We start from the raw sequence: 24,748 nt of genomic DNA on the forward strand, positions 1-24,748 counted from the left end.
GATGAGGACCACGGCAGGAGCGATGGTGGTAGGCGCGTCAGCGGTGATGCTCGCCGCCGGAGTCGTCGCCGCCCCGGAAATGATCGGTGCGCTCGACGGTGACGCCGACCCCACGGCCACCGGGCAGGGCGGTAACACCGACGCGACGCCCACACCCGCAGGCACGGATGGCGGCGCGTCCAGCGACGCGACCCCAGACGCGGGCGCCGGGGCCGGCGTCACCGGCACGTTCGACGGCCCCGTCGTGACCAACATTCGCGGCGACTACCAAGTGAGCCTCACCTTCGAGGACGGCGTGCTGGTCGACGTCGCGTTCCCCGTCGCGGGCACCGACGCCCCCGAATCGCGTGTCATCAATGAGCAGTCCCTGCCGGTGCTCGAGGAAGAGATGCTCGCGGCGCAGGACTGGGACGTCGAGTACGTCTCCGGTGCGAGCTACACGTCGCCCGCCATGATCGAATCCGCCGAGGCGGCCTTCGCGGAGGCGGGCCGGTGAGCGAGCGCCGCCACTTCGTCGCGATGGCCATGGACGTCGACCTCGAGATCGTCGGCGACGTGGAGCCCACCACCGTCGACGCCCTGTCTCATCACCTCGAGACCGACCTCGCCTGGGTCGACAGCGTGTTCTCCACCTACCGCGAGGACAGCTGGATCAGCCGCATCAACCGCGGCGAGGCGAGCCTTGCGGACGCGCCGCCCGCGCTCGCGGAGGTGCTCGACCTGTGCGAGAGCTTCCGCGACGAAACCGACGGCCTGTTCGATGCCCGCACGCCCGACGGGCGCATCGACCCCACCGGGATCGTCAAGACGTGGGCCCTCGAGCGCTCGCGGTGGCGCCTGAGCCTGCTGGGCGCGGATGGCTGGCGCCTGGCGTGCTCGGGCGACGTCACGGTGGCGGGGCGGGCTCCTACGGAGGCCGGCTGGCGCATCGGCCTCGCTGACCCTCGCCACGCCCCCGGGCCCGACGTTCCCGTCGTCGGTGTCGTCACGCTCGGCGCGGGCGGGCCCGCCGCCACCGGCATGCATGCGCTCGCCACGTCGGGTCTCGCGCACCGCAGTGGCCACATCTGGGACCCGCGGACGGGTCAGCCGGCCGCTCAGATCGCCCAGGCCAGCGTCATCGGCGAGGACCTGGTGCGCTGCGATGCGTGGGCCACCGCTGTCGTCGTGGGAGGCAAGGCCGCGGCCCGCGCCGCCCAGCGTCACGGGGTCGAGGTGCAGGCGCTCAGCATTGTGGAGGGCGCCGTGAGGGCCTCGCGCACCGCGGGCTGGCGATCCACAGGCTCCTGACGTCCGTTCACCGGCGTGCGCTACTGTGTCCGGCACAGGTCCTGGCGAGAGGGAACGATGGCACAGCGCATCCTTTCCGCCGCGGCTCTGGCGCTGGGGGGCGCGCTGGCGCTCGGTGGTTGTAGCTCGATGGCGAGCGACGTGACACTGACGAGCACCGTGGTGGAGACAGCGTCCCCGCCCGCGGAACACCTCGCGACCCCGGCCTCGGGCACCGCCCCCGTGGGTCTCGCGGACGACACCCAGTCGGACATCGCCCGCCTGATCAAGCTCAATGCCGCGCAAAACGACGACGGCACCATGGGCTCCGGGTGCGCTCCCCAGGAAGATGATGTGGTTCCCGACGGCACCTGGTACGTGTTCGTCTCCCATGTCACTGCTGAGGGCGCCGAGGTGGACATCGCGTGCATGTTCGGCGAGGGCTCCGAGCAATGGGAGGTCGCCCGCGAGGGCGCCGAGGGGGACTGGGCCAACCACGTCGTCACGAACGATGTGGTTCACCGCGTGCAGATCACCACGAGTCCCGACGTGGTCGCGTACCTTGCCACCTTCGATTGGCGGCCCGTCGACGCGCAGACCGCCCTCTCCCAGGGCACGCAGCTCGGCGAGCGCGAGTCGGCCGGCGTGTGGATCGTCGTCGAGGACGGGCTGATTGTCCAGGTCATCGAGCCTGAGGCCACGAACGTCGCCTAACGCATTTCCGCCAGCGCCGCGCGTCTGGCATAATAGTGCGTTGGCTGACGCGGCCCTCTACCCGCGGCCAGCTATTCGTCTTGCTAGCGGACCTGACCCGATTTCCCCGGGACCGGCGAGCCGGCTCACACCGAATAAAGGAGAACAGCCATGGCTGTGAAGATTCGCCTCAAGCGCTTCGGCAAGAAGCGCGCCCCGTTCTACCGCGTCGTGGTGATGGACTCGCGCACCAAGCGTGACGGCCGCGCCATCGAGGAGATCGGCAAGTACCACCCCACCGAGGAGCCCTCGGTCATCGAGATCGACTCCGAGCGTGCGCAGTACTGGCTGTCCGTGGGCGCCCAGCCCACCGAGCAGGTTGCCGCGCTGCTGAAGCTCACCGGCGACTGGGGCAAGTTCAAGGGCGAGAAGGATGCCACCAGCACCGTCAAGGTTGCCGCTGGCAAGGCTTCCGCCGAGGACCAGATCAAGGCTCAGGCCGACGCCGCCGAGAAGCTGAAGGCCGACAAGGCCGCCGCTGCGGAGAAGGCCAAGAAGGAGGCCGAGGAGGCCGCCAAGGCCGAGGCCGCCGAGGCTGAGGTTCCCGCCGAGGAGCCCGCCGCCGACGAGGCCGCTGAGTCCGAGGAGAAGTAATCGTGGTCGTCGACGCCCTCGAGTTTCTGGTCAAGAGCATTGTCCGCAACCCGGACGATGTCACCGTGACCGAGCGCTCGGGCCGTCGCGGCATCACCCTCAACGTGGTGGTGCACCCCGATGACCTTCCCCGAGTGATTGGCCGCCGCGGCCGCACCGCGACCTCGATCCGCACCGTTATCGACGCCATCGCGCGCGATGACGTGCGGGTCAACATCGTGGACGTCGCGTAACGCCTCACTCCATCACGACACCCCCGTCACCCATCAGGGTGGCGGGGGTGTCGTCGTTGGTGGGGCCGATGCGGCGCTTACTCCAGGCGCGTTAGCGGCGGCCGGGGCCGCCACCCATGCCGCCGCCTTCGCCGCCCATGTCACCGCCCATCATCTGGTTGGTCATCTCGGTGACCGCCTCGCCGTTGACGGTAACCGTGGCGCCTGACAGGGTGCCGGAACCGTCGTAGTCGAACGCCGACTGGGCGGTGATGGTGAGGGTGCCCCCGGTGATGGTGAGGTCGCCATTGGAGTCGATGGCGTCGGTGTCGCCCGAACCCATCGTGATCTCGAGGGTGCCGCCGTTGATCGTGATGCTCAGGCCGCTTGTGATGATGTCCGAGGTCGCGGCGTTGATGCCGTCGTCGCTCGCGTTGAGGGTGATGGTGCCGTCGTCGATGACGATGACGGGCGCCTCGATGCCCTCGACCGACTCGACGATGTCGAGCGTGCCTCCCGTGATGGAGACCTGCTGCTCGGCCTTCACGGCGTCGTCTCCCGACGAGACGGTGACGTCGCCGCCGGCGATGGTGAGCACGCCTTCACCCAGGTCGGTGCTGTTGGAGGCCTTGAGGCCGTCGCCCGTGGCGTCCACCGTCACCGTGCCGCCGGTGATGGTCAGCGTGTCTTTGCCGCGGATGCCGTCGTCGACGCTGGTGACGCTGACGTTGCCTGACTCGACGGTGAGGTCGTCCTTGCCCACGATGCCGTCGGCGAAGATGGCGGTGACGTCGAGCGATCCGTCGCCCGTGATGACCAGGTCGTCGGCGGAGTAGATCGCGCCGTCGATCTCCTCGTCGGCGCGCGTCGAGGCATCGGTGACGGTGTTCGTGGAGCCGTCGGCGAGCTCGATGACGGTGAGGTCGGCGCTGTCGACCTGGATGGCGGCGCCGTCCGCCGACGCGATGTCCACGCCGTCGAGGACGAGCCGCACGGCGCCGTCGGTGTCGACGACGACCTGGCCGGACGACTCTCCGCTGAGCACGTAGGTGCCCGCCTCGGTGATGGTGAGGCCCTCATCTGTGAGCGTCACATCCGTCGTGGGCAAGCCATCCCAGTCGACGTCGTCCTCGCTCGCAACGGTCGCGGTGGTCTCCGAGGTGGTCGAGTCGGTGGCGGAGTCGGTGGCGACGGCGTCGTTCGCCTCGGTGACGGTCGTGTCGCTCGTGCCGGAGGTATCCGTCGTGTCGCTGACGGAGCATCCGGTGAGGACGAGCGCACCGGCGAGGAGGCTCGCGGTGATGGCGGCGGGCAGTTTCATGCGGGGTCCTTTCCAGGGATCTGATGACGTCTACTGCACCAGTCATCCCTGGGAGAGGCCTGGGAACCGGCTAGGCGCTTGCTCCGGGCCCGCCTCCCCGGGGACGTACGCCCCTCCACGAATTCCTCGTCGAGGCCGTGATGGTCACCTCCGAGCCGCACGTGACGATCGCAGCCTCAAGGGATGGGGTCTCGCCGATGCTGCGGCCCTCGCGGCGCCCCGTACGCTGGAGCCATGAAGTTGACCGTCGCGCGCATCGGCCGCGCCCATGGGCTCAAGGGTGAGGTGACCGTCGAGGTCCGCACCGACATTCCCGAGGACCGCCTGGTGCCAGGCGAGAGCTACGAGACCGAGCCCGCTAGCGCCGGCCCGCTCACCATCGCCAACGTCCGCACGCAGGCGGGTCGCTGGTATCTCAAGTTCGATGAGATCGCCACGCGCGAGGCTGCGGAGGGGGCGCGCGGGGTCGAGCTCGTTATCGACGGCGACGAGTCCGATGAGGACGATGCCTGGTACGTCCACGAATTGGTGGGACTGACGGCTCAGCGAGCCGGCGGCGAGGCGATCGGCGAGGTCGTCGACCTGCTCAGCATGCCCGCCCAGGATGTCCTCGTAGTGAAGGAGCCGAACGGCCACCGCGCGATGATCCCGTTCGTCGAGGAGTTCGTCGTCGAGGTCGACCTCGAGGCCGGCACCGTCACCCTGACCCCGCCGTATGGGTTGCTCGCGGGGGAAACGCCCGAAGACACGGGGGAGACCCGCGGATGAGGCTCGACGTCGTCACGATCTTCCCCGAGTTCTTCTCGGTCCTGGATCTGTCGCTGCTGGGCAAGGCGCGCGCCAAGGAACTGGTGGACGCCCGCATCCACGACCTGCGCGACTGGACCCACGACGTCCACGGCACGGTCGATGACGCCCCCTTTGGCGGTGGTGCCGGCATGGTGATGAAGCCGGACGTGTGGGGCGCGGCGCTCGACGACATCATGGAACCGGGCGCCCACCTGGTGATCCCGAGCCCAGCAGGCGTTCCCTTCACTCAGGCGAGGGCCGCGCAGCTCAGCCACGAGGACCAGCTGGTGTTCGCATGCGGGCGCTACGAGGGCATCGATGCGCGCGTGGCCCAGCACTACGCCGACAAGGGCCACCCGGTCTCCGAGATCTCTCTGGGCGACTACGTGCTGAACGGGGGAGAGGTCGCGGTCGTCGCTATGATCGAGGCGATCACGCGGCTCATTCCCGGGTTCATGGGCAACGCCCAGTCGCTCGTCGAGGAATCTCACGAGAACGGCCTGCTGGAATACCCGAGCTTCACGCGTCCGGCCAGCTGGCGCGGACTCGACGTGCCCGAGGTGCTGCTGAGCGGCCACCACGGCAAGATCGCCGCATGGCGTCACGAGCAGCAGGTCGAGCGCACACGTGCGCGTCGGCCCGATCTCTTGGCAGATCCCGGGGCGGGTGTGGCAGAATAGTCCCTCGGTGCGCGCGGTGCCCAGGTCTGCCACAGGGGGCCGGGCAACGACCGTGACGCGCTGACATCTACCGATTGCCATCAGGCAAGAACCACGTATGACCTGTGGCGTGCGTGTGGAGAAACAGTCATGCAGAAGCTTGACAGCATCACCGCGGGCCAGCTCCGCGACGACGTCCCGGACTTCCGCCCGGGTGACACCGTGAAGGTTCACGTGAAGGTCGTCGAGGGTAACCGCTCGCGTATCCAGGTCTTCCAGGGCTTCGTCCTCGGCCGTCAGGGCCAGGGCATCGGCGAGACCTTCACCGTCCGCAAGATCTCGTTCGGCGTGGGCGTCGAGCGCACCTTCCCGGTGCACGCCCCCACGATCGACCACATCGAGCTGGTCAGCCGCGGCGACGTCCGTCGCGCGAAGCTGTACTACATGCGTGAGCGTCGCGGCAAGGCCGCCCGCATCCGCGAGAAGCGCGAGAACTGAGATCAGCGACACCGCTGACGCGCCGGCGGAGGGGGCTTCCCCCTCCGCCGGTCGTCGTCTGTGGGGATGGACCAAAGAGGTCCTGATCATTGTCTTCAGCGCGCTCGCGCTGTCGTTGATCCTGAAGACGTTCTTCTTCCAGTCCTTCTGGATCCCGTCGGGCTCGATGATCCCCACACTTGAGGAGGGCGACCGCATCCTCGTCTCGAAATGGCGCCCGGAACCGCTGGACCTGCGCCGCGGCGACATCGTGGTCTTCCACGACACCTTCAACTGGCTGGGCGGAACACCCGCTTCCGGTACCGAGGACACGCCGCTCGAGTCCGTCGGTAAGAACATCCTCACCTTCACGGGGCTGCTGCCCGAGGACGCCGGAGAGCACCTCGTCAAGCGTGTCGTGGGCCTTCCAGGCGAGACCGTGGTGTGTTGCGACGCTGACGGCAACATCACGATCGACGGTGAGCCGCTCGACGAGGACTACCTGCCCGCCGACATCGACCCGTCGCTGACGGACTTCGAGACCACCGTGCCCGAGGGCTACGTCTGGGTCATGGGCGATAACCGCCCCCACAGCGCGGATTCGCGCGCACACATGGGCGACCCCGGTGGCGGCGCCATTCCCATTTCCTCGATCGTCGGCACGGCCTTTATTACCGTGTGGCCCTTCGAAAACTTCCACACCCTCACCAACCCGTACGACGACCCCGCCGTCGCCCAGTACTGAGCCCGTGGCCGTCTCCTTCGATCACGAGCGCGCCCTGTGGGATGCCGGTGCCCGCGTGGTCGCCGGCATCGACGAGGTCGGCAGGGGAGCGCTCGCCGGCCCCGTCACCGTGGGCGTCTGCGCGGTGAGCCGCTGCGACGGCTGGCCCGAGGGGCTTGCCGATTCCAAGCGCCTGACCGCGCGGCGCCGCGAGGCGATGGCCGATGCGCTGGCGGGGTTCGGCGTCGCACGCGCCGTCGCGCACGCCTCGCCTCAGGAGATCGACGCGCTCGGCATCGTGGGCGCGCTGCGCCTCGCGGGCAACCGCGCCCTTGCGGCGATCGAGGCCGAGGGCATCGTCGTGGAGGCGATCCTGCTCGACGGCAAGCACGACTGGCTCACCCCACCCACGGCCAGCCTGTTCGATGACCCCGCCACGGCATCGGCCCCCCGCACCCCTCCGGTGATGATGGTGATCAAGGGTGACGACGCGTGCGTGTCGATCGCCGCGGGCTCCGTGCTCGCCAAGGTCGAGCGCGACGCCATCATGGTCGCCGCGCATGCCGAGTACCCGCACTTCGGGTGGGACGGCAACAAGGGCTACGGCGCGGCCACTCACCTGGACGCGATCCGTATGCACGGGCCCAGCGACCTGCACCGCCGGTCGTGGTCCCTGCCGGCCCACGAGCCCGCCTGACCCCGGGCCCCACTCCGGCGCGCCGGATTCGCACGCCCACCGCGAAGCGGCCATGATGGTCCGGTGAGCAGTGACGACCTCGAAAACTATGAGACCGCGGCCGAGCTGGCCCTGTACCGCGAGTACCGCGACGTCGTGGGCCTGTTCCAGTACGTGGTGGAGACCGAGCGCCGCTTCTACCTGTGCAACAAGGTGGAGATGCAGGTGATGGCTTCGGGCGGAGACGTCTACTTCGAGGTCACCATGACCGATGCGTGGGTGTGGGACGTGTACCGTTCGGCGCGCCTGGTGAAGTCCGTGCGTGTCGTGACGTTCAAGGACGTCAACATCGAGGAACTGTCCGCGAATGATGACGCCATGCCGGATATTCGTCAGCTCCGGGGCCGCTGACCCGGGCTTCACCCTGCACGGCGCTCTCGGCGCCGCTGGCGTGGCCTCATCGGCGCCGCGCCCGTTGTGCTCTTCCGTCAGCGACGCCCCCCGCGCCCGTGGCCGAGGTGTCCGCGCTCGAACGGCAGATGGGTGCGTCGACGGAGCACCTGTCTCAATAGTTGCAGGTTGTGCAAAATTGCATGACGTGCAAGAATGCAGGCTATGCAAGAAGTCGAGCAGTGCGCCGCGCCGGAGGGTCGGCGCGAGCGTAAGTTGCGCGAGGCCAAGCTCGCCACCCAGCGCGCGGGCCTCGAGCTGTGCGCCGAGCATGGGTATGCGGCCGTCACGGTAGAGATGATCGCGGACCGCGCGGGCATTTCGCCGCGCACGTTCTACAACTACTTTCCGTCGCGCGAGGCCGCGCTGCTCGGCGAGGCCAAGCCCACACCGACAGAGGAGGCGCTCGAGGTCTTCATCGCTCGGGACGACTGCTCGGACGTCGAGGCCTTCGCGCTGATGATGGCGCAGGCATGGGCCGCAAGCGAGCCTGACCGCGACCTATTCCGTCTGCGCCGTGCCGTGATCGACGCGAACCCGGAGCTGGCGGGCGTGAACATCGGCCGCATCTCCGAGTCCCGCACACACTTTGCCGGGCTCGTGCGGCGCCGGCTCGAGGTGCACTACCCGCACCTTACCGAGCACGACCTCGAACTCGAGTCCACGCTCACGGTGGCGATCGCGATGGGTGCCATCCAGGCGATCGCGAAGGACTGGATGTCCTCGACTGACGCGCGTGACGCGGATCTCACCGCGCTGATTCACGAGCTTTTCCCTCGCGTCCGCCGGCTCACGCGGCCCGCCGACGCCTCATAACCACGCGCCTCCCACCGGCGGCGCCGCATGTCCCAAGGAGTCCCCATGACTGACACCCCTGTGTCGGCGTCCTCGCCGGCCACCGAGGCGCCCGACCGACGCCACATCCTCTTGATGTTCATCGGCCTGATGACCGCGATGCTGCTCGCGGCCCTCGACCAGACCATCTTCGCCACCGCTCTACCCACAGTCGTGGGCGACCTCAACGGCGTGGACCACATGCTGTGGGTCACCACTGCGTACATCCTGGCCGCGACCATCATGATGCCCATCTACGGCAAGATGGGCGACCTCATCGGGCGCAAGAGCCTGTTCATGATCGCGATCTCGCTGTTCATGGTGGGGTCCGTGGTCGGCGCCCTGTCGCAGGGCATGACCGAACTCATCGTCGGACGCGCCATCCAGGGCCTGGGTGGCGGCGGCCTGATGATCCTGTCGCAGGCGATCATCGCCGACGTCGTGCCTGCGCGCGAACGCGGCCGCTACATGGGTGTGATGGGCGGCGTGTTCGCGCTCGCGTCCGTCGCCGGCCCGCTGCTGGGCGGCTGGTTCACGGAGTCGATCGGCTGGCAGTGGTGCATGTGGATCAACGTGCCGCTCGGCATCATCGCGCTGGTCTCGGCGACGCTGTTCCTGAAGCTGCCCACGCCTGACCGCTCCAAGGCCCGCATCGATGTCGCCGGCATGCTGCTGCTCGCCATCGCCTCGGCGGCGCTGGTCCTCGCCTCCTCGTGGGGCGGCCACACCTACCCGTGGGGCTCGTGGCAGATCATCGGGCTGTTCGCCCTCACAGTGCTTGCGGGCCTGGCGTTCGTCCTGGTCGAGCGCTCCGCCGCCGAGCCGGTCATGCCGCTGCACCTGTTCACCAAGCGCAACTTTGTGCTCACCACCGCCGCGGGCCTGCTGACCGGCATCGTGATGTTCGGCACCCTGGCGTACATGCCCACCTACCTGCAGATGGTGGCGGGCGTGAGCGCGACGGAGGCCGGCCTCCTCATGATCCCCATGATGGGCTGCATGCTCGTCACGTCCATCATCAGCGGCCGCTACGTCACCCGCACGGGGCGCTACAAGTGGCTGCCCATGGTGGGTGCGATGTTCCTGGGGGCGGCGATGGTGCTGCTGTCCACCATGACCTGGACCCAGCCCATCTGGGTGACGTGCATCTACCTGGGCCTCATGGGCATCGGCCTCGGCATGACGATGCAGATCCTGGTCCTCGTGGTGCAGAACACCTTCCCGATCACGATGGTCGGTACGGCGACTGCGGCGAACAACTACTTCCGCCAGATCGGTGCCTCGCTTGGCGCCGCGGTGGTGGGCTCGGTGTTCACCGATCGCCTCATCGACCTGCTCGGTGAGCGCCTGCCCGCGTCCGCGAGCGGTTCGATGGACGACCTCAACTCGCTGACGCCCGAGGCGGTCAGCGAACTGCCGACGCAGATGCACGACATCATCGTGAGCTCCTACAACGACGCCCTGACGCCCGTGTACCTGTGGCTGCTGCCGCTCGCAGTGTGCTCGTTCATCCTGCTCGCATTTGTCAAGGAATCGCGCCTCGCGACCACTCTCGCACAGTCGGGTCACACCGACGAGCTCGAGGAGCAGCTCGAGGCCATCGCGCGCTAACAGGATCGCTTTCGGGCGCCCTTCCCTGCGGGGGAGGGCGCCCTTGTGTATGGCCGATGCCGTGGCCGGCTTCCGTCGTTCCCAGCCCCTCGCGGGGGTAGTCGGTGTCCCCGACGCGTCACGTACCGCTCGGCGACGACGGCGCGACGCGCGAGCCTGAGCGCGGAGGTGCTTCATGGGAGCGACACGGGAAGTGGGACGCCACGGCGAGGACATCGCCCTGCGCTGGGGTGAGGAACGCGGCTGGGAGGTCCTCGCGCGCAACTGGCGGTGCACGCAGGGCGAGGCCGACCTGGTGGTGCGCGACGGCACCGCACTCGTGATCGTCGAGGTGAAGACGCGCCGCTCCGCCGCGTTCGGCAGCCCGCAGGAGGCGGTGACCCGCGACAAGGTGGCGCGCCTCAGACGCATCGCGGGGGCGTGGCTCGCCGACGACCCCCGGCGCTACAGCGACGTCCGCGTCGACGTCCTCGCGGTGCGGCTGGCACGGGTGGGTGCCGCGAGCGTCGAACATCTCCGGGGCGTCGAGTGATCGGGCGCGCACGGGGCGTGGTGCTCGCGGGCCTGGCGGGCCACGTGATCGAGGTCGAGGCGCACGTCGCCCCTGGGCTCCCATCGTTCACCCTCGTGGGCCTTCCCGACACGGCACTGAGCGAGGCGCGCGAGCGGGTGCGTGCGGCCGTCGCGTCCTCGCGGCTGACCTGGCCCGCGCGGCGGGTCACCGTCAGCCTGTCCCCAGCATCGCTTCCCAAGTCCGGCGCCGGCACCGATCTCGCGATCGCTGTTGCGGTACTCGCCGCCGCGGGACTCATCCGTGCCGATGCAGGGATGAGTGCCGTCCACCTGGGCGAGTTGGGCCTCGACGGTCGTGTGCGGGCCGTCAGGGGAGTGCTGCCGGCCGTCGCCGCCGCGGCCAAGGCTGGCGCGCGCGTGGTCGTTGTGCCAGACGAGTGCGTCGCCGAGGCCGCGCTCGTGCCCGGCGTGGAGGTCAGGGGAGTGCGTAGCCTCGCGCAGCTGTTGGCCGCCTACGGCAACTCCGACGCGCACGAGCTTGCCGCGCTCGCCACGCAGGCCCCGCTGGCGCCCGAGCCCGGGAGTGCCAGCCCTGACGTCATGGCCGACCTCGCGGACGTCCGCGGTCAGGCCGAGGCGCGCGCCGCACTCGAGGTGGCGGCCGCCGGAGGGCACCACTTGCTCATGACGGGCCCGCCCGGGGTCGGCAAGTCCATGCTGGCCACACGCCTGCCCGGGCTCCTGCCGGATCTCTCCCCGGCCGACGCGGTCGAGGTCACCTCGGTGCATTCCCTCGCGGGCACGTTTGACCCGTCCGTCGGGCTCCTCACGCGACCGCCGTTCGAGGCGCCGCACCACTCCGCGTCGGCGGCGGCGATCGTGGGCGGCGGGGCGGCACTCGCGCGCCCCGGCGCCATCTCACGCGCCCACGCAGGGGTGTTGTTCCTCGACGAGGCGCCCGAGTTTCCCACCCGGGTGCTGCAAACCCTCAGGCAGCCGCTTGAGCGCGGGGAGGTGGTGCTGCACCGGGCGCTTGGTGCGACGCGCTATCCCGCACGCTTCCAGTTGGTGATGGCCGCCAATCCCTGTCCCTGTGGGAAGTACTACGGCCCCCATCCCGAGTGCACCTGCACGCCGCACGTGCGGCGGACCTATCTCCATCGACTATCAGGGCCCCTACTCGACCGCGTGGACCTTCACGTTGACGTGAGGCCCGTAAGGCGGGTCGACGACGGTCCGGCCGAGTCGACCGCAGTGGTGGCGGCGCGCGTCGCGCAGGCGCGTGAGAGGGCCCGCGCCCGCCTGGCCGAACACGGATGGGGATCCAATGCCCAGGCGCACGGGCGGTGGCTGCGCGACCACACGCCGCGGGCCGCGTGCACGGACCTGTGGCGGGCACTGGACCACGGCGTGGTCAGCGTGCGCGGCGCGGACAGGACCCTTCGCGTCGCGTGGACGCTCGCGGACCTCGCCGGTGAGCCTGCCCCGGATGCCGCGCACGTCGCCCAGGCCCTCGCCCTGCGCACCAGGGAGCTCGCATGAACGAAGACCGTGAAGCGCTGCTGCGCTGGAGCGTGCTTGCCGAGGCCAGCGACCAGGCCGCGTCGTGGTTAGTGGACACCCTCGGGCCGGCGGCCGCCTTCGCCTGGGCCGGTGAGGCCCAGGCCAATCCGGTGGCAGCCACGGCGCACCTCGCGCGTCACGCGCCACCGGAACTGATCGACAAGGCCATCGCCGCGGTGCCGCGATGGACCGCCAGGCTCGACCGCGCGGACCCGGGAACCATGCTCCGGAATGCGAAGGTGTGCGGTGCGCACGCCATGGTGCGCGGGGATCACGGATGGCCGCGCGCCCTGGCCGACCTCGGCCCCCAGGAGCCGTATGCCCTCTGGGTGCGCGGAGAGGCGGATCTCGATGCGGCATGGGCCGGCGGCATCGCCCTCGTGGGCTCGCGCTCCGCGTCGTCGTACGGCGAGGGTGTGACCGCCGACATCGCGGCCGGGCTCGCCGAGGGCACGCACGGAGCGGCACCGCGGGCCATCGTTTCGGGCGGGGCCTACGGGATCGACGCGCGCGCCCATCGCACGGCGCTGGCCGTGGGCGGCACGACCATCGCGGTGCTCGCCGGCGGCATCGATCAGTTCTATCCCGCTGGCAACGCCGACCTCCTCGCGCGCGTCGCCGCCACCGGCGCGGTCGTGTCGGAGATGCCGCCAGGCCACGCGCCGTACCGTGCACGCTTCCTGTCGCGCAACCGCCTCATCGCCGCCGCGGCGGCCACCATCGTGGTGGAGGCGGCTCGACGATCCGGTGCGTTGTCGACCGCCCGCCATGCGGCGGCGCTCTACCGGCCTCTCGGGGCGGTTCCCGGACCCGTTACCGCGTCGACGTCCGGCGGGTGCCACGAGCTGCTACGGGACAACATCGCGGTGCTGGTGCGCGACGCGACCGACGTGCGCGAGCTCGCCGGGCCGCTCCTGGGCGAGGCCGACCGTGAGTCGACAGGCGACGGCATCGACTTTGCCCACCCCCACGACCGTGCCGCGTTCGATGCGGTGGGCGGGCGTGGCGGCGGCGCCGACGAGGTGGCCTCACGGGCCGGCCTGACGGTGACGGAGGCGCTCACGAGCCTGGGCCGCCTCGAGCTCTCCGGCGCCGTGGTGCAGGCGGCCGGAACGTGGCAAAGGGTCACGAAGCCTCGGGTGTGATCTTCGCCACCTTGCGGCGTTTCTCGGGGTGGTGACGGTGCCTCGACGGCTTGACGGCGCCCACCTCGGGAGGCTCCTGCACGCCGTCAAATGATCATAAAACCGGACAAAAGGACGCGCCAACACGATGCGGATGTGACAAATGTGACTGGAGGGGTTGATTTGACGAATGTGACAGTGCCAGAGTGTCATCATGCCTGGCACGGGAGTAGATGAGGTGAGCGGTCTGCTCACACGCTTCGCGGGGTACTTGCGCCACGAGCGCGGCCTCGCGGAGAACACCGTGCGCGCCTACCGAGGTGACCTCCTTCATCTCGCCACTCGCCAACTGGGCGTCGCCGACGCCGAGGACGTCGCGGGAGCGGAGATCGACGATGCGCTCGCGACCGTGACCCTCGCCGACCTCAGGGCATGGCTCGCGTCCATGGCGGCGGAGGGCCTCAGCCGCACCACGCTGGCGCGCCGCGGCGCGGCCGTGAGGTCGTTTTACGCCTGGGCGCGCATCGCCGGCGCGTTGGTCGACGACCCCGCCGCGCGACTCGCGTCGGCACGGCCGGCGTCGACACTGCCCGAGGTGCTCGGGCCGAGCGATGTCGCGGCCATGCTCGAGATTGCCCAGGCCCGGTGCGACGACGGCGACCCCATCCACCTGCGGGACTGGGCGGCCGCCGAACTGCTGTACGCGACGGGCATGCGCGTGGGCGAACTTGCCGGCGCGAATCTCGCCGACGTCGACCTGGGCGAGCGTCTGGTGCGCGTGATTGGCAAGGGCAATAAGGAACGGGTGGTGCCCTTCGGGGTGCCGGCCGCCGAGGCCCTCGCCACGTGGATGACACAGGGGAGGCCCGCGCTGGTGCGCGAGCACACGGACGCCGCCCTTTTCCTTGGTCGTCGCGGTAACCGCGTCGACCAACGCCAGATCCGTGACGCCATTCATGAGCTGTGCCGCTGTGCCGGGGTCTCCGACGTGGCACCTCACGCCTTGCGGCATACCGCCGCCACACATCTTCTGACTGGGGGGTCGGACCTGCGATCGGTGCAGGAGGTACTCGGACATGCGAGCCTCACCACCACGCAGCGCTACACACATGTGTCCGCAGAGCGTCTGCGGGCCACATATCAGCTTGCGCATCCGCGAGCATGAGGGGACACACACCATGCCCGATTCGACTGAGACGCTGAGTCAGTCCGAACCGGTCGTCACGACCGCCATGCGTCCACCGAGCGACGACGTCGTCGCGTCGTGGTGGCGCGCGCTCGCCACGGCTGACGGCGAGATCCGGCGTGGCGCCCGCGAGGCGCTCATTACCCACTACGCACCCTTGGTGACTCAGGTGGCCACGCGGCTCATCGGCCGCCTACCCGACCAGGTCGAGCTCGCCGACCTCGTTTCTTACGGCATGTTCGGCCTCATCGACGCGGTGGAGAAGTTCCAGCCTGAGCGCGGGTTCAAGTTCGAAACCTATGCCGGTCAGCGTGTGCGCGGCGCCATCATCGATGAGCTGCGGGCCGCGGACTGGGTGCCGCGCTCGGTGCGCTCCAAGGCGCGCACCGTCGAACAGGCGTCGCGTGCGCTCGAGCAGCGGCTGCAGCGCCCCGTGACAGACGATGACGTGGCGGCGCACTTGGGATGGACGCTCGCCGAGGTGCGCACCGTGCGCGCCCAGGTGGCGATGTCTCACATCAGCGCGCTCGACGGGCTTCCCGCGACGGGAGAGGCGAATGCCCTCGACACCGCGGTGGCGCTGGCAATGCCGGAGGCGTCGTCGCCCGTCGAGGCGCGCGAGACCCGCTCGCTCTTGGCGACGGCCATCCAGTCGGTGCGCGACCGTGAGCAGCAGGTGTTGCGCCTGTACTACTTCGAGAACCTCACCCTGGCGCAGATCGGCCAGATCCTCGGCGTCACCGAATCCCGGGTCTCCCAGATCCACTCGGGCGCGGTGAAGAAGTTGCGTGAGAAGCTCATGAAGACAGGGGCCTTCTCGTAGCGTCTCGGCGGGGTGCCTCACGACACCTTCAGGAGACGGACGGGTCCAAATCCGACGAGGAGATCGAGGGGATCGAGGTAGGTGTCGCCGTGGCGCACGCCCCAGTGCACGCACGCGGCGGGACGGCAATGCCCCGGGGCGTCCGCGAGGACCCCGACGGCCTGCCCGCGACTCACCGCGCTTCCGGGCTCCACGGACGGCTCGACGGGCTCCACGCTCGACCGGCGCCCGTCGGCGAGGGTGACGGTCACGACCGGGCGGTCCACGACCACCCCGGCAAAGGTGACCACGCCGGCGCCGGGAGAGAACACCACCTGTCCCACGGCGGCCCTGAGGTCAATGCCGCGGTGCCCGGGTAGCCAGGGGCTGGCGGGAAGTTCGGCCGAGCGGGCCATCGCCACGGGTTGCACGGGTGCGGCCAGCGGCGGCCAGGATGGTTTGGCGGGGGAGTCGGCTTCGGCGGGTGCGCTCAACGCGGTGACGACGAGTGTGCCCGAGGCGAGCAGCCAGGCCGCCCACAGCGGTAGATGTGGTCTCATAGCAACCAGGCCACGGCATCGGCCCTTCGAACGCCAGCCCCTCCGGAGCATCCGTGGATACGACTGCGGGCCGCGGGGGCTGGGGACGACGGCGGCATGCGGAGCACGCCGGGTCGCCGCACCCCGGCCCCGTCCGGTATGATCGTGACTCGCATCCGGCATGCCCGGATGACGTCGCGTGTCATTCGCGCGCGCCACGGCTGACGCCGAGACGCTCGCGCCGGGACGGCAAGGTCCGGATCTCACGATCCGGTGCCCGACCGCGTTGACACCAGGGATGGATCCCCACCGGGGAACACATCGACAACCGCAATCGCGGGGTGAAGACCCCGCCACAACGCAAGGCACGCGCCCGCGCGCGTGCGGATAAGGACAGCCATGGCAGTCGTGACCATGCGCGAGATGCTGGACTCGGGCGTCCACTTCGGACACCAGACCAGCCGCTGGAACCCCAAGATGAAGCGCTTCATCTTCACCGAGCGCAACGGCATCTACATCATCGACCTGCAGCAGTCGCTCGCCAAGATCGACGCCGCCTACGAGTTCGTGCGCGACACCGTCGCCCACGGCGGCTCGGTGCTCTTCGTCGGCACCAAGCGTCAGGCGCAGGAGACCATCGCCGAGCAGGCCGCTCGCGTGGGCATGCCCTACGTGAACGAGCGCTGGCTGGGCGGCATGCTCACCAACTTCCAGACCGTGAGCAAGCGCATCTCGCGCCTCAAGGAGCTTGAAGAGATCGACTTCGACGACGTGGCCGGTTCCGGTCGCACCAAGAAGGAGCTCCTCGGCCTGCGCCGCGAGAAGGAGAAGCTGGACAAGGTCCTCGGCGGCATCCGCGACATGGCCAAGGTGCCCTCGGTCGTGTGGGTTGTCGACACCAACAAGGAGCACCTTGCCGTGGACGAGGCCCGCAAGCTGGGCGTCCCCGTCGTCGGCATCCTCGACTCGAACTGCGACCCCGACCAGGTGTCGTACGGTATCCCGGGTAACGACGACGCCATCCGCGCGGTGGGCCTGCTCACCCGCGTGATCGCCGACGCCTGCGCCGAGGGTCTGCGCATCCGCCACACCCCGAAGGCCGACGAGGCTGCCGCCGAGGGCGACGCCGCCGAGCCGCTGGCCGAGTGGGAGCAGGAGCTGCTCGACGGCAAGGCCGAGGCGAAGACCGACGCCGAGCCCGCCGAGAAGGCCGAGAAGGCTGACGAGAAGGCCGACAAGGCCGACGAGACGGCCGACGCGGCCGTCGCCACCGACGAGAAGTAAGGGAACCACCCACATGGCGAACTACACCGTCGCTGACATCCAGGCGCTCCGTGAGCGCACCGGTGCCGGCATGCTCGACGTCAAGAAGGCCCTCGACGAGGCGGACGGCGACCTGGACAAGGCCGTCGACATTCTCCGCGTCAAGGGACTCAAGGGCGTCGCCAAGCGCGAGGGCCGCTCGGCCTCCGAGGGTCTCGTCGTCGCGTCGATCGCCGACGTCGACGGCGGCCAGGTCGGCACGCTGCTCGAGCTCAACTCCGAGACGGACTTCGTGGCGAAGAACGACAAGTTCATCACCCTCGCCAACGACGTGATCGCGGCCGTGGCCGCGGCCGGTGCCGCCGACGCCGAGGCCGCTCTTGCGGCCCCGATCGAGGACACCACCGTCGGCGCGTACATCGACGCCGCCGCCGGCACGCTCGGCGAGAAGATCGTGCTGCGCCGCGTGGCCCGCATCGAGGCCCCGGTTGTCACCGAGTACCTCCACCGCACCAACAAGGACCTGCCCGCGCAGGTCGGCGTGCTTGTCGGCTCGGACGCCAAGGCAGGCGAGGTCGCCCGCGACATCGCCATGCACATCGCCGCGTACTCGCCCATCTACTTGGTGCGCGACGACGTTCCCGCCGAGACGGTCGAGAACGAGCGCCGCGTGGCCGAGGAGACCGCGAAGGGTGAGGGCAAGCCCGAGGCTGCCCTTCCCAAGATCGTGGAGGGCCGCCTGAACGGCTTCTTCAAGGAGAACACCCTGGTGGACCAGGCGTTCGCGAAGGACCCCAAGACCACGGTCGCTAAGGTCATCGAGAACACCGGCGGCGAGGTTTCGGCCTTCGCTCGCTTCCGTGTGGGAGCCTAATCCCCACCGATTCACCAGCACAGCAACGCGCCGCTACGCCTAGGAGGTACCCCATGCCCGACGACAGTGACATGACGACGGGTAAGGGGAAGTCCTCGGGCGAGCGGCGCGTTCTGCTGAAGCTCTCCGGCGAGATGTTCGGCGGCGGCAAGCTGGGGCTCGACCCCGACGTCGTCAGCCGTGTCGCCAGGGAGATCGCCGACGCCGTCCGTCAGGGCGTGCAGGTCGCCGTCGTGGTCGGCGGCGGCAACTTCTTCCGCGGCGCGGAACTGTCGGAGCGAGGCATGGAACGCTCACGCGCCGACTATATGGGCATGCTGGGCACCGTCATGAACGCCCTCGCCCTCCAGGACTTCCTCGAGCAGGCCGGCGTCACGACCCGCGTGCAGACCGCCATCACCATGGGCCAGGTCGCCGAGTCTTACCTGCCGCTGCGAGCCATCCGTCACATGGAAAAGGGTCGCGTGGTGGTCTTTGCTGCCGGCGCCGGTATGCCGTACTTCTCGACGGACACCGTCTCCCTCCAGCGCGCGCTCGAGACGCGCTGCTCGGAGGTGCTGATGGGCAAGAACGGTGTGGACGCGGTGTACTCCGCCGACCCCCGCAAGGACCCTGATGCCGAGCGGCTCGAGCACGTGACCTACGCCGACGCCCTGCAAAAGCGCCTCGCCGTCATGGATGCCGCCGCCTTCTCGCTCGCCATGGACAACCGCATGCCCATGCAGGTGTTCGGGCTCGACGCCCCTGGAAATGTGACCCGCGCCCTCCTGGGTGAGAGAATCGGGACCCTGGTCACCGCCTGAGCGGCGACTGCGACAGTCAAGGAGACAGACGTGATCGACGAGATCCTCCTCGAGGCCGAGGAGAACATGGACCGCGCCATTGCCGTGGCCAAGGACAACTTCGCCTCCATCCGTTCGGGCCAGGCGTCCGCCGCGATGTTCGCGAACATCACCGTGGACTACTACGGCGCACCCACCCCGCTGCAGCAGATTGCCGCGATCTCGGTGCCCGAGGCCCGTATGGTGCTCATCTCGCCCTACGACGCCTCCGCGAAGAAGGACATCGAGACGGCGCTGCGCAACTCGGACCTGGGAGTGAACCCCAGCGACGACGGCAACGTGTTGCGCATCGTGATGCCGCAGCTGACCGAGGAGCGGCGCCGCGACTACGTGAAACTCGCCAAGTCCAAGGCCGAGGACGCCCGTGTGACCGTGCGCAACATGCGTCGCAAGGCCAAGGATCAGATCGATGCGGCCGTCAAGGACGGCGAGGTCGGCGAGGACGAGGGCAATCGCGCCGAGAAGGACCTCGACGCGATGACCAAGAAGCACGTGGACGCGATCGACGCTCTGCTGTCGGCGAAGGAGAGCGAGCTGCTCGAGGTCTGACCTCGGGCGGCCACGCGGGCCCCTGTCATGAGTATTTTCCGACGCCCGGACCACGGCGACGCTGAGGATCCCGGGGAGGACACTCCCGGCACGCCCGTGGATCCGGCACCCGTCGACCCACCCACCGCGGTGGGCGTGGAGTCACCTGTCCCGCAGGTGGCACCGGTGTCCCGTGCCGGTCGCAACATGCCCGTGGCGACCATCGTCGGTGTCTCGATCCTCGTGTTCGCGCTCGGCATCGCCTGGTGGGACGCGCGCGCGTTTTCAGTGCTGCTGATGCTCGTGTGCGTCGCAGCCGTGCTCGAGTGGCGCACCGCGCTGCGTCAGCACGACCGTCGCATCGCAGTAGTCCCCACCGTGCTCGCGACGTTGGGTCTCGGAGTGGCCACGTATTTCGGCGGTCCCGAGGGCCTCGTGGTCGCGCTCATGGTGGCGTGCGCGGGAGTCGTCGCCTGGCGAGTGGCCGACGAACGCATCGAGAACACGATGGCCGATGCCATGGCATCGATTCTCACCGTGCTGTGGATCCCCTTCCTGGCGAGCTTCCTGATCCTTATGGAGACCGCAGGAAATGGCTGGACCCGCGTCCTCATCCTCGTGCTCGCCGTCGTCGGTAACGACACCGGCGGACTGTTCGCGGGGATGCTGTTCGGCAAGCACAAGATGTCGCCACGGGTGAGCCCCAAGAAGACCTGGGAAGGCTTCGCGGGGGGCCTCCTGCTTGGTACCGTGGCCGCCACGGTTGCCGCGTTTGTCCTGTACGACGGACGCTGGTGGATCGGTGCCGTCGCGGGGCTCGCCTGCTGCCTCGCGGCCGTCCTCGGCGATCTCGCCGAGTCCGCGCTCAAGCGCGACCTGCAAGTCAAGGACATGTCGAGCCTCATCCCGGGCCACGGCGGCATCCTTGACAGACTCGATTCCATCCTCGTGGCCGCTCCCGCCGGCTACGTGGTTCTCGCTTTCTTCCTGGGGGCCACATGACCGACCGTCCCGTCCTGCAAATGGCCGCACCCCGCAGGGGTAAGCCGCCGCAGCACTTCGCCGACCTCAATCACGACGAGCGTGCGGCGCTGATGCGCGAGCACGGCCTGCCGTCGTTCCGCGCCAAGCAGCTCGCGAATCACTATTACGCGCACCTCACCGTCGACCCCGACGACATGACTGACCTCCCGGCCGATGCCAAGGGTGCCCTCACGGAGGCGGTCTTCCCGCCGCTGATGAAGAAGGTCACGTCGCTGGCCGCCGACGGCGGCGCGACCCTGAAGACCCTGTGGGCGCTGCACGACAACGTCAAGGTCGAGTCGGTGCTGATGAAGTACCCCGAGCGCGCCACGCTGTGCGTGACGAGCCAGGCCGGCTGCGGTATGGCCTGCCCGTTCTGCGCGACCGGCCAGATGGGGCTGACCCGCAACCTGTCGGCCGCGGAAATCATCGAGCAGGTGCGCCTCGCCGCCAAGGCCGCGCGCGACGGCGACCTGGGCGGCGACCCCGTGCGCCTGTCCAACGTGGTCTTCATGGGCATGGGCGAGCCGCTTGCCAACTACAAGGCCGTGATGGCGACAGTGCGCGCCCTTGTCGCGCCCGCCCCCGAGGGCTTCGGGCTGTCGACGCGTCACGTGACCGTCTCGACGGTGGGCCTGGTGCCCGCGATCGACAAGCTTGCGAAGGAGGGCATCCCCGTGACCCTCGCGCTGAGCCTGCACGCCCCCGACGACGAGCTGCGCAACGAACTAGTCCCGATCAACACCCGCTGGAGTGTCGACGAGGCGCTCGACGCGGCGCGGCGCTACTTCGACGCCACCGGCCGGCGCGTCTCCATCGAGTACGCGCTGATCCGCGACATGAACGACCACGCCCATCGCGCCGACCTGCTGGGTGAGAAGCTGCGTGCCAGGGGAGACGGGTGGGTGCACGTCAACCCCATCCCGCTGAACCCCACGCCCGGATCCAAGTGGACCGCGTCCGACCCTGCCGTCGAGCAAGAGTTCGTCCGCCGGCTGCGTGCGCACGGAATTCCGACGACTATCAGGGATACTCGAGGCAGCGACATCGACGGAGCCTGCGGACAGCTGGCGATCAAGGAGGCGTAAGTGGCGGAACTGCTGTTCCCGAAGGTGGGGCCGATGCGCCTGGGATACGACCGCGAGGACGTCGACGAGTTCTTCGACAAGGCCCGCGCCGCCTACGAGCAGCCCGGCATTCCCGAGGCCTTCGCGCCGTTCGACGTGCGTCGCGCCAGCTTTGACCTCAAGCACGGGGGCTACTCGACCGTCGCCGTGGACTCCGCGCTCGACCGCCTCGAGAGTGCCTTCGCGACACGGATTCGTGAGCGCTACGCCAAGGAGCACGGCCCCGACGCGTGGATGCGTGACCTCGCGGACCGCGCCCAGGCGCTGTACCCGCGCCTGCGCCGCCCTGAGGGGGAGCGGTTCGCTCACCCGTCGGGGATGCACAAGGGTTACGACGCCCGCGACGTGGACATGATTCTCGACCGCCTGGTGGCGTTCTTCGATGCGGGCAAGCCGTTGACGCCGGATGAGGTGCGCGGCGCCACGTTTGGTAGCCGCCGCGGCAAGAAGGCGTACTCGGAGCGCGTCGTCGACGTCTACCTCGCCCGCGCTGTCGACATCCTGCTCGGCGCGCAGTGACCCGGTCCGTCGCCCTCCTGGGTTCGACGGGGTCGATCGGCACGCAGGCGATCGACGTCATCGGCCGCAATGCCGACGACTACGACGTCGTCGCCCTCGCGGCGGGCGGGTCTGACCCTGGCCTCGTCATCGATCAGGCGCGCGCGGTCCGTCCCGCGTTCGTGGCGGTGGCCTCGGCCGATGCCGCGGCTGAGGTTGCGCAGGCTCTGCCCGGCATCGAGGTGGCCGGGGGAGCGGACGCGGTGGTGGAAGCCGCGCGTCGCGGTGCCGACGTCGTCCTCAACGGCATCACCGGTTCGGTCGGGCTGCGCCCCACCCTCGCCGCGCTCGAGGCCGGCAGCACGCTCGCGCTGGCCAACAAGGAGTCGCTCGTCGCCGGCGGTGCACTGGTCAAGGCCGCGCGGCAGCGCCCCGATCAGATCGTGCCGGTCGATTCGGAGCACTCGGCGCTCGCCCAATGCCTGCGCGGCGGCAGCGCCGACGAGGTGCGACGACTCGTGGTCACGGCCTCGGGTGGCGCGTTCCGCGGCCGCTCGCGCGAGTCGCTCGCGGACGTCACCGCGGCCGATGCCCTCCGTCACCCCACGTGGGACATGGGCGCCGTCGTCACCATCAATTCCGCCTCGATGGTGAACAAGGCACTCGAGGTCATCGAGGCGCACCTATTGTTCGACATCCCCATGGACCGTATCGACGTGGTGGTGCATGCCCAGTCGATCGTGCATTCGATGGTTGAGTTCGTCGACGGCAGCACGCTGGCCCAGGTGTCGCCTCCCGACATGCGCCTGCCCATTGCGCTGGGCCTGTCGTGGCCCGCGCGCATCCCGGATGCCGCGCCCGCCATGGACTGGACCCAGGCCGGCACGTGGACCTTCGAGCCGCTCGACGAGCAGGCCTTCCCCGCGGTGAGCGTCGCTCGCGAGGCCGTTGCCGCATCGGCCCTGCACCCCGCCGTCTTCAACGCCGCCAACGAGGAGTGCGTCGCCGCGTTCATCGACGGCCGCCTGCCGTTCCTCGGGATCGTCGAGACGGTCCGGCGCGTTGTGGAGGCGTACGAGGCCCCCGGCGAGCTGACGTTGGAGGCCGTAGACGGTGCCGAGCGATGGGCGCGCGAGACAGCGCGCGCCGCCATCGCTGGCGCCCGCTGAGCCTAGGGTAGGGATATGGCAACCGTCATCGGCGTCGTCGTGCTCATCGTCGGCCTGCTGATCTCGATCGCGCTGCACGAGCTGGGGCACATGATCCCCGCCAAGCGCTTCGGTGTGCGGGTCAGCGAGTATTTCGTCGGTTTTGGCCCCCGGCTCTGGTCCCGGCGTGGCAAGGAGACCGAGTACGGGGTGAAGGCGATCCCGCTAGGCGGCTACGTGCGCCTGGTCGGCATGATTCCTCCGGCCGATGTCGTCAAGCCCGTCCGGGGCACCGGCTGGGCCTCTCGCCTCATCGAGGACTCCCGCGAGGCCGCGGTGGAGGAGATCCAGCCGGGCGAGGACCACCGGGCGTTCTACCACCTCACGTGGTGGCGCAAGGTGATCGTCATGATGGGCGGCCCGCTCGTCAACCTCGTGCTCGCCGTGCTGCTGTTCACCGGTGTGCTGTTCTTCATCGGCAGCCCCACCGCGACGCTCACGGTGGACTCGGTCGTGCCGTGCGTGCCCGCCGAGGGCACGGTGGAGTGCGCCGCGGATGACCCTGCCTCGCCGGCCGCCGAGGCCGGCCTCATGGCCGGCGACACCCTCACCGCCGTCGATGGCCAGCCCGTCGATAGCTGGGACCAGGCCACGGGGCTGATCGCGGCATCGGCCGGACAGACCATCCCCGTCGATATCGTGCGCAACGGCGAGGCGATGACGCTCGACGTCACCCCCGCCGTGCGTGAGCGCGCCGTCGTCGACGACGCAGGAGAGCCGGTGCTCGCCGAGGACGGCACGCCCGTGACCGAAACCGTCGGCTACATGGGCATGTACTCCGAGGTCGAGGTGCAGCGCCAGCCGGTGACCGCCGGCGCCGTCCTCACGTGGGATTACCTGGGCCAGACGGTTCACGTGGTGGCGACCCTTCCCGAGCAGCTCTGGCACACCGCGCGCGCCGCCTTCGGCTACGAGGACCGCGACGCGAACTCCGTGATCGGGGTCGTCGGCGTGGGTCAGGTGGCGGGCGAGATCGCGTCGGCCGACGTCGACGGCTACACGTTTGCCCAGCGCATCGGCGACATGTTGATGCTGCTCGGGGGACTGAATCTGGCCCTGTTTGTGTTCAACATGATCCCGCTGGTTCCGCTCGACGGCGGCCACGTCGCCTCGGCGTTGTGGCAAGGCGTCAAGAACGGAGCCGCACGGGTGCGGGGGCTGGCGGCGCCGGCCCCCGTCGACGTGGCGCGCATGATGCCGCTCGCGTACGGGATGTTCGCGTTCCTGCTGGTGATGGGAGCGGTGCTGATCTACGCGGACATCGTGGCGCCCGTCACCGTGGCGTGAGC

The 24,748-nt window shown here is 69.4% G+C and carries 29 protein-coding genes; 27 read left to right on the plus strand and 2 right to left on the minus strand.

Translation table 11 applies throughout. The features are described 5' to 3' along the window. Position 1 precedes the first annotated feature (1 nt). The 5 genes from B7K24_RS08320 to B7K24_RS08340 all read left to right on the plus strand — a co-directional run bounded on the left by B7K24_RS08320 (position 2) and on the right by B7K24_RS08340 (position 2,849). Complete coding sequence (locus B7K24_RS08320) at positions 2 to 496, plus strand: hypothetical protein (RefSeq protein ID WP_144268210.1); 495 nt, start codon at positions 2 to 4, stop codon at positions 494 to 496. Beyond that, positions 493 to 1,290, plus strand: coding sequence for an FAD:protein FMN transferase (locus B7K24_RS08325; RefSeq protein WP_084129881.1), 798 nt, complete (start codon positions 493 to 495; stop codon positions 1,288 to 1,290). Before B7K24_RS08320 ends, B7K24_RS08325 begins: the two co-directional genes overlap by 4 nt. Positions 1,291 to 1,347: 57 nt before the next feature. Beyond that, a complete protein-coding gene (locus B7K24_RS08330) occupies positions 1,348 to 1,983 on the plus strand; it encodes a hypothetical protein (RefSeq protein ID WP_084129882.1) in 636 nt (211 codons plus the stop codon). Positions 1,984 to 2,133: 150 nt separating this feature from the next. Next, a complete protein-coding gene (gene rpsP / locus B7K24_RS08335) occupies positions 2,134 to 2,616 on the plus strand; it encodes a 30S ribosomal protein S16 (protein WP_084129883.1) in 483 nt (160 codons plus the stop codon). Positions 2,617 to 2,618: 2 nt separating this feature from the next. Continuing rightward, on the plus strand, positions 2,619 to 2,849 hold the full coding sequence (locus tag B7K24_RS08340; protein WP_084129884.1) for a KH domain-containing protein: 231 nt from the start codon (positions 2,619 to 2,621) through the stop codon (positions 2,847 to 2,849). Positions 2,850 to 2,940: 91 nt separating this feature from the next. On the opposite strand, the gene B7K24_RS08345 is transcribed toward B7K24_RS08340, so the two are convergent. Further along, the gene (locus B7K24_RS08345; protein ID WP_084129885.1) at positions 2,941 to 4,149 is read right to left on the minus strand and encodes a carbohydrate-binding domain-containing protein; all 1,209 of its coding nucleotides are present in this window, start codon (positions 4,147 to 4,149) and stop codon (positions 2,941 to 2,943) included. Positions 4,150 to 4,383: 234 nt separating this feature from the next. On the opposite strand from B7K24_RS08345, the gene rimM reads away from it, so the two are divergent. From rimM to B7K24_RS08410, 13 genes are all read left to right on the plus strand, one after another. Further along, positions 4,384 to 4,917, plus strand: a complete 534-nt coding sequence (rimM, locus tag B7K24_RS08350) for a ribosome maturation factor RimM (protein ID WP_084129886.1) — start codon at positions 4,384 to 4,386, stop codon at positions 4,915 to 4,917. Further along, positions 4,914 to 5,618, plus strand: a complete 705-nt coding sequence (gene trmD, locus B7K24_RS08355) for a tRNA (guanosine(37)-N1)-methyltransferase TrmD (protein ID WP_084129887.1) — start codon at positions 4,914 to 4,916, stop codon at positions 5,616 to 5,618. Before rimM ends, trmD begins: the two co-directional genes overlap by 4 nt. A gap of 129 nt (positions 5,619 to 5,747) precedes the next feature. Then, positions 5,748 to 6,095, plus strand: coding sequence for a 50S ribosomal protein L19 (gene rplS, locus B7K24_RS08360; RefSeq protein WP_084076825.1), 348 nt, complete (start codon positions 5,748 to 5,750; stop codon positions 6,093 to 6,095). After that, positions 6,046 to 6,819 (plus strand): signal peptidase I, encoded by a 774-nt coding sequence (gene lepB / locus B7K24_RS08365; RefSeq protein WP_144268211.1) that lies wholly within the window; start codon positions 6,046 to 6,048, stop codon positions 6,817 to 6,819. The genes rplS and lepB overlap by 50 nt, the downstream gene beginning before the upstream one ends. A 4-nt stretch (positions 6,820 to 6,823) precedes the next feature. Then, positions 6,824 to 7,495: a ribonuclease HII gene (locus tag B7K24_RS08370; protein WP_084129888.1), complete on the plus strand. Its 672-nt coding sequence runs from the start codon at positions 6,824 to 6,826 to the stop codon at positions 7,493 to 7,495. A gap of 63 nt (positions 7,496 to 7,558) precedes the next feature. Then, complete coding sequence (locus B7K24_RS08375; RefSeq protein ID WP_084129889.1) at positions 7,559 to 7,885, plus strand: DUF2469 domain-containing protein; 327 nt, start codon at positions 7,559 to 7,561, stop codon at positions 7,883 to 7,885. Positions 7,886 to 8,089: 204 nt separating this feature from the next. Then, positions 8,090 to 8,740, plus strand: a complete 651-nt coding sequence (locus B7K24_RS08380) for a TetR/AcrR family transcriptional regulator (protein ID WP_234986637.1) — start codon at positions 8,090 to 8,092, stop codon at positions 8,738 to 8,740. Positions 8,741 to 8,785: 45 nt separating this feature from the next. Next, positions 8,786 to 10,369 carry an MDR family MFS transporter gene (locus B7K24_RS08385; RefSeq protein WP_084129891.1) on the plus strand — a complete coding sequence of 528 codons (1,584 nt, stop codon included), beginning with the start codon at positions 8,786 to 8,788 and terminating at the stop codon, positions 10,367 to 10,369. A gap of 175 nt (positions 10,370 to 10,544) precedes the next feature. After that, positions 10,545 to 10,901: a YraN family protein gene (locus B7K24_RS08390; protein ID WP_084129892.1), complete on the plus strand. Its 357-nt coding sequence runs from the start codon at positions 10,545 to 10,547 to the stop codon at positions 10,899 to 10,901. Next, the gene (locus B7K24_RS08395; protein ID WP_084129893.1) at positions 10,898 to 12,424 is read left to right on the plus strand and encodes a YifB family Mg chelatase-like AAA ATPase; all 1,527 of its coding nucleotides are present in this window, start codon (positions 10,898 to 10,900) and stop codon (positions 12,422 to 12,424) included. Before B7K24_RS08390 ends, B7K24_RS08395 begins: the two co-directional genes overlap by 4 nt. Continuing rightward, positions 12,421 to 13,590 (plus strand): DNA-processing protein DprA, encoded by a 1,170-nt coding sequence (locus tag B7K24_RS08400; protein ID WP_084129894.1) that lies wholly within the window; start codon positions 12,421 to 12,423, stop codon positions 13,588 to 13,590. The genes B7K24_RS08395 and B7K24_RS08400 overlap by 4 nt, the downstream gene beginning before the upstream one ends. Positions 13,591 to 13,783: 193 nt before the next feature. Then, complete coding sequence (locus B7K24_RS08405) at positions 13,784 to 14,734, plus strand: tyrosine recombinase XerC (protein ID WP_084129895.1); 951 nt, start codon at positions 13,784 to 13,786, stop codon at positions 14,732 to 14,734. 13 nt (positions 14,735 to 14,747) lie between these two features. Then, positions 14,748 to 15,578 (plus strand): FliA/WhiG family RNA polymerase sigma factor, encoded by an 831-nt coding sequence (locus B7K24_RS08410; protein WP_159449196.1) that lies wholly within the window; start codon positions 14,748 to 14,750, stop codon positions 15,576 to 15,578. Positions 15,579 to 15,595: 17 nt separating this feature from the next. Here the strand turns inward: B7K24_RS08410 and B7K24_RS08415 are convergent, their stop codons facing one another. Beyond that, entirely contained in the window at positions 15,596 to 16,117 is a 522-nt protein-coding gene (locus B7K24_RS08415; RefSeq protein ID WP_084129896.1) for a M23 family metallopeptidase, read from the minus strand. A gap of 378 nt (positions 16,118 to 16,495) precedes the next feature. On the opposite strand from B7K24_RS08415, the gene rpsB reads away from it, so the two are divergent. From rpsB to B7K24_RS08460, 9 genes are read left to right on the plus strand one after another with little or no spacing between them, the layout of a single operon-like run. Further along, the gene (gene rpsB / locus B7K24_RS08420; RefSeq protein WP_084129897.1) at positions 16,496 to 17,380 is read left to right on the plus strand and encodes a 30S ribosomal protein S2; all 885 of its coding nucleotides are present in this window, start codon (positions 16,496 to 16,498) and stop codon (positions 17,378 to 17,380) included. Between the two features lie 13 nt (positions 17,381 to 17,393). Then, positions 17,394 to 18,233 (plus strand): translation elongation factor Ts, encoded by an 840-nt coding sequence (gene tsf, locus B7K24_RS08425; RefSeq protein ID WP_084129898.1) that lies wholly within the window; start codon positions 17,394 to 17,396, stop codon positions 18,231 to 18,233. A gap of 53 nt (positions 18,234 to 18,286) precedes the next feature. Next, positions 18,287 to 19,036 carry a UMP kinase gene (gene pyrH / locus B7K24_RS08430; RefSeq protein ID WP_084100216.1) on the plus strand — a complete coding sequence of 250 codons (750 nt, stop codon included), beginning with the start codon at positions 18,287 to 18,289 and terminating at the stop codon, positions 19,034 to 19,036. 30 nt (positions 19,037 to 19,066) lie between these two features. Continuing rightward, positions 19,067 to 19,624 (plus strand): ribosome recycling factor, encoded by a 558-nt coding sequence (frr, locus tag B7K24_RS08435; RefSeq protein ID WP_084129899.1) that lies wholly within the window; start codon positions 19,067 to 19,069, stop codon positions 19,622 to 19,624. A gap of 27 nt (positions 19,625 to 19,651) precedes the next feature. Next, positions 19,652 to 20,605, plus strand: a complete 954-nt coding sequence (locus B7K24_RS08440; RefSeq protein WP_084129900.1) for a phosphatidate cytidylyltransferase — start codon at positions 19,652 to 19,654, stop codon at positions 20,603 to 20,605. Further along, the gene (gene rlmN / locus B7K24_RS08445) at positions 20,602 to 21,714 is read left to right on the plus strand and encodes a 23S rRNA (adenine(2503)-C(2))-methyltransferase RlmN (protein ID WP_084129901.1); all 1,113 of its coding nucleotides are present in this window, start codon (positions 20,602 to 20,604) and stop codon (positions 21,712 to 21,714) included. Before B7K24_RS08440 ends, rlmN begins: the two co-directional genes overlap by 4 nt. Next, entirely contained in the window at positions 21,715 to 22,272 is a 558-nt protein-coding gene (locus tag B7K24_RS08450; protein ID WP_084129902.1) for a cell division protein DivIVA, read from the plus strand. After that, positions 22,269 to 23,420: a 1-deoxy-D-xylulose-5-phosphate reductoisomerase gene (gene dxr, locus B7K24_RS08455; protein ID WP_084129903.1), complete on the plus strand. Its 1,152-nt coding sequence runs from the start codon at positions 22,269 to 22,271 to the stop codon at positions 23,418 to 23,420. The genes B7K24_RS08450 and dxr overlap by 4 nt, the downstream gene beginning before the upstream one ends. A gap of 15 nt (positions 23,421 to 23,435) precedes the next feature. Further along, the gene (locus B7K24_RS08460) at positions 23,436 to 24,746 is read left to right on the plus strand and encodes an RIP metalloprotease (RefSeq protein WP_084129904.1); all 1,311 of its coding nucleotides are present in this window, start codon (positions 23,436 to 23,438) and stop codon (positions 24,744 to 24,746) included. Positions 24,747 to 24,748 lie beyond the last annotated feature (2 nt).

This window comes from Demequina sp. NBRC 110055 (assembly GCF_002090135.1).
Lineage (GTDB): Bacteria > Actinomycetota > Actinomycetes > Actinomycetales > Demequinaceae > Demequina.

What these genes read in the sequence shown, in the direction of transcription:
- B7K24_RS08320 (WP_144268210.1), top strand. Translation starts at nt 2, where the DNA reads ATGAGGACCACGGCAGGAGCGATGGTGGTAGGCGCGTCAGCGGTGATG.
- B7K24_RS08330 (WP_084129882.1), top strand. Translation starts at nt 1,348, where the DNA reads ATGGCACAGCGCATCCTTTCCGCCGCGGCTCTGGCGCTGGGGGGCGCG.
- rpsP (WP_084129883.1), top strand. Translation starts at nt 2,134, where the DNA reads ATGGCTGTGAAGATTCGCCTCAAGCGCTTCGGCAAGAAGCGCGCCCCG.
- B7K24_RS08345 (WP_084129885.1), bottom strand. Translation starts at nt 4,149, where the DNA reads ATGAAACTGCCCGCCGCCATCACCGCGAGCCTCCTCGCCGGTGCGCTC.
- rimM (WP_084129886.1), top strand. Translation starts at nt 4,384, where the DNA reads ATGAAGTTGACCGTCGCGCGCATCGGCCGCGCCCATGGGCTCAAGGGT.
- trmD (WP_084129887.1), top strand. Translation starts at nt 4,914, where the DNA reads ATGAGGCTCGACGTCGTCACGATCTTCCCCGAGTTCTTCTCGGTCCTG.
- rplS (WP_084076825.1), top strand. Translation starts at nt 5,748, where the DNA reads ATGCAGAAGCTTGACAGCATCACCGCGGGCCAGCTCCGCGACGACGTC.
- B7K24_RS08380 (WP_234986637.1), top strand. Translation starts at nt 8,090, where the DNA reads ATGCAAGAAGTCGAGCAGTGCGCCGCGCCGGAGGGTCGGCGCGAGCGT.
- B7K24_RS08385 (WP_084129891.1), top strand. Translation starts at nt 8,786, where the DNA reads ATGACTGACACCCCTGTGTCGGCGTCCTCGCCGGCCACCGAGGCGCCC.
- B7K24_RS08390 (WP_084129892.1), top strand. Translation starts at nt 10,545, where the DNA reads ATGGGAGCGACACGGGAAGTGGGACGCCACGGCGAGGACATCGCCCTG.
- B7K24_RS08400 (WP_084129894.1), top strand. Translation starts at nt 12,421, where the DNA reads ATGAACGAAGACCGTGAAGCGCTGCTGCGCTGGAGCGTGCTTGCCGAG.
- B7K24_RS08405 (WP_084129895.1), top strand. Translation starts at nt 13,784, where the DNA reads ATGCCTGGCACGGGAGTAGATGAGGTGAGCGGTCTGCTCACACGCTTC.
- B7K24_RS08410 (WP_159449196.1), top strand. Translation starts at nt 14,748, where the DNA reads ATGCCCGATTCGACTGAGACGCTGAGTCAGTCCGAACCGGTCGTCACG.
- B7K24_RS08415 (WP_084129896.1), bottom strand. Translation starts at nt 16,117, where the DNA reads ATGAGACCACATCTACCGCTGTGGGCGGCCTGGCTGCTCGCCTCGGGC.
- rpsB (WP_084129897.1), top strand. Translation starts at nt 16,496, where the DNA reads ATGGCAGTCGTGACCATGCGCGAGATGCTGGACTCGGGCGTCCACTTC.
- tsf (WP_084129898.1), top strand. Translation starts at nt 17,394, where the DNA reads ATGGCGAACTACACCGTCGCTGACATCCAGGCGCTCCGTGAGCGCACC.
- pyrH (WP_084100216.1), top strand. Translation starts at nt 18,287, where the DNA reads ATGCCCGACGACAGTGACATGACGACGGGTAAGGGGAAGTCCTCGGGC.
- B7K24_RS08440 (WP_084129900.1), top strand. Translation starts at nt 19,652, where the DNA reads ATGAGTATTTTCCGACGCCCGGACCACGGCGACGCTGAGGATCCCGGG.
- rlmN (WP_084129901.1), top strand. Translation starts at nt 20,602, where the DNA reads ATGACCGACCGTCCCGTCCTGCAAATGGCCGCACCCCGCAGGGGTAAG.
- B7K24_RS08460 (WP_084129904.1), top strand. Translation starts at nt 23,436, where the DNA reads ATGGCAACCGTCATCGGCGTCGTCGTGCTCATCGTCGGCCTGCTGATC.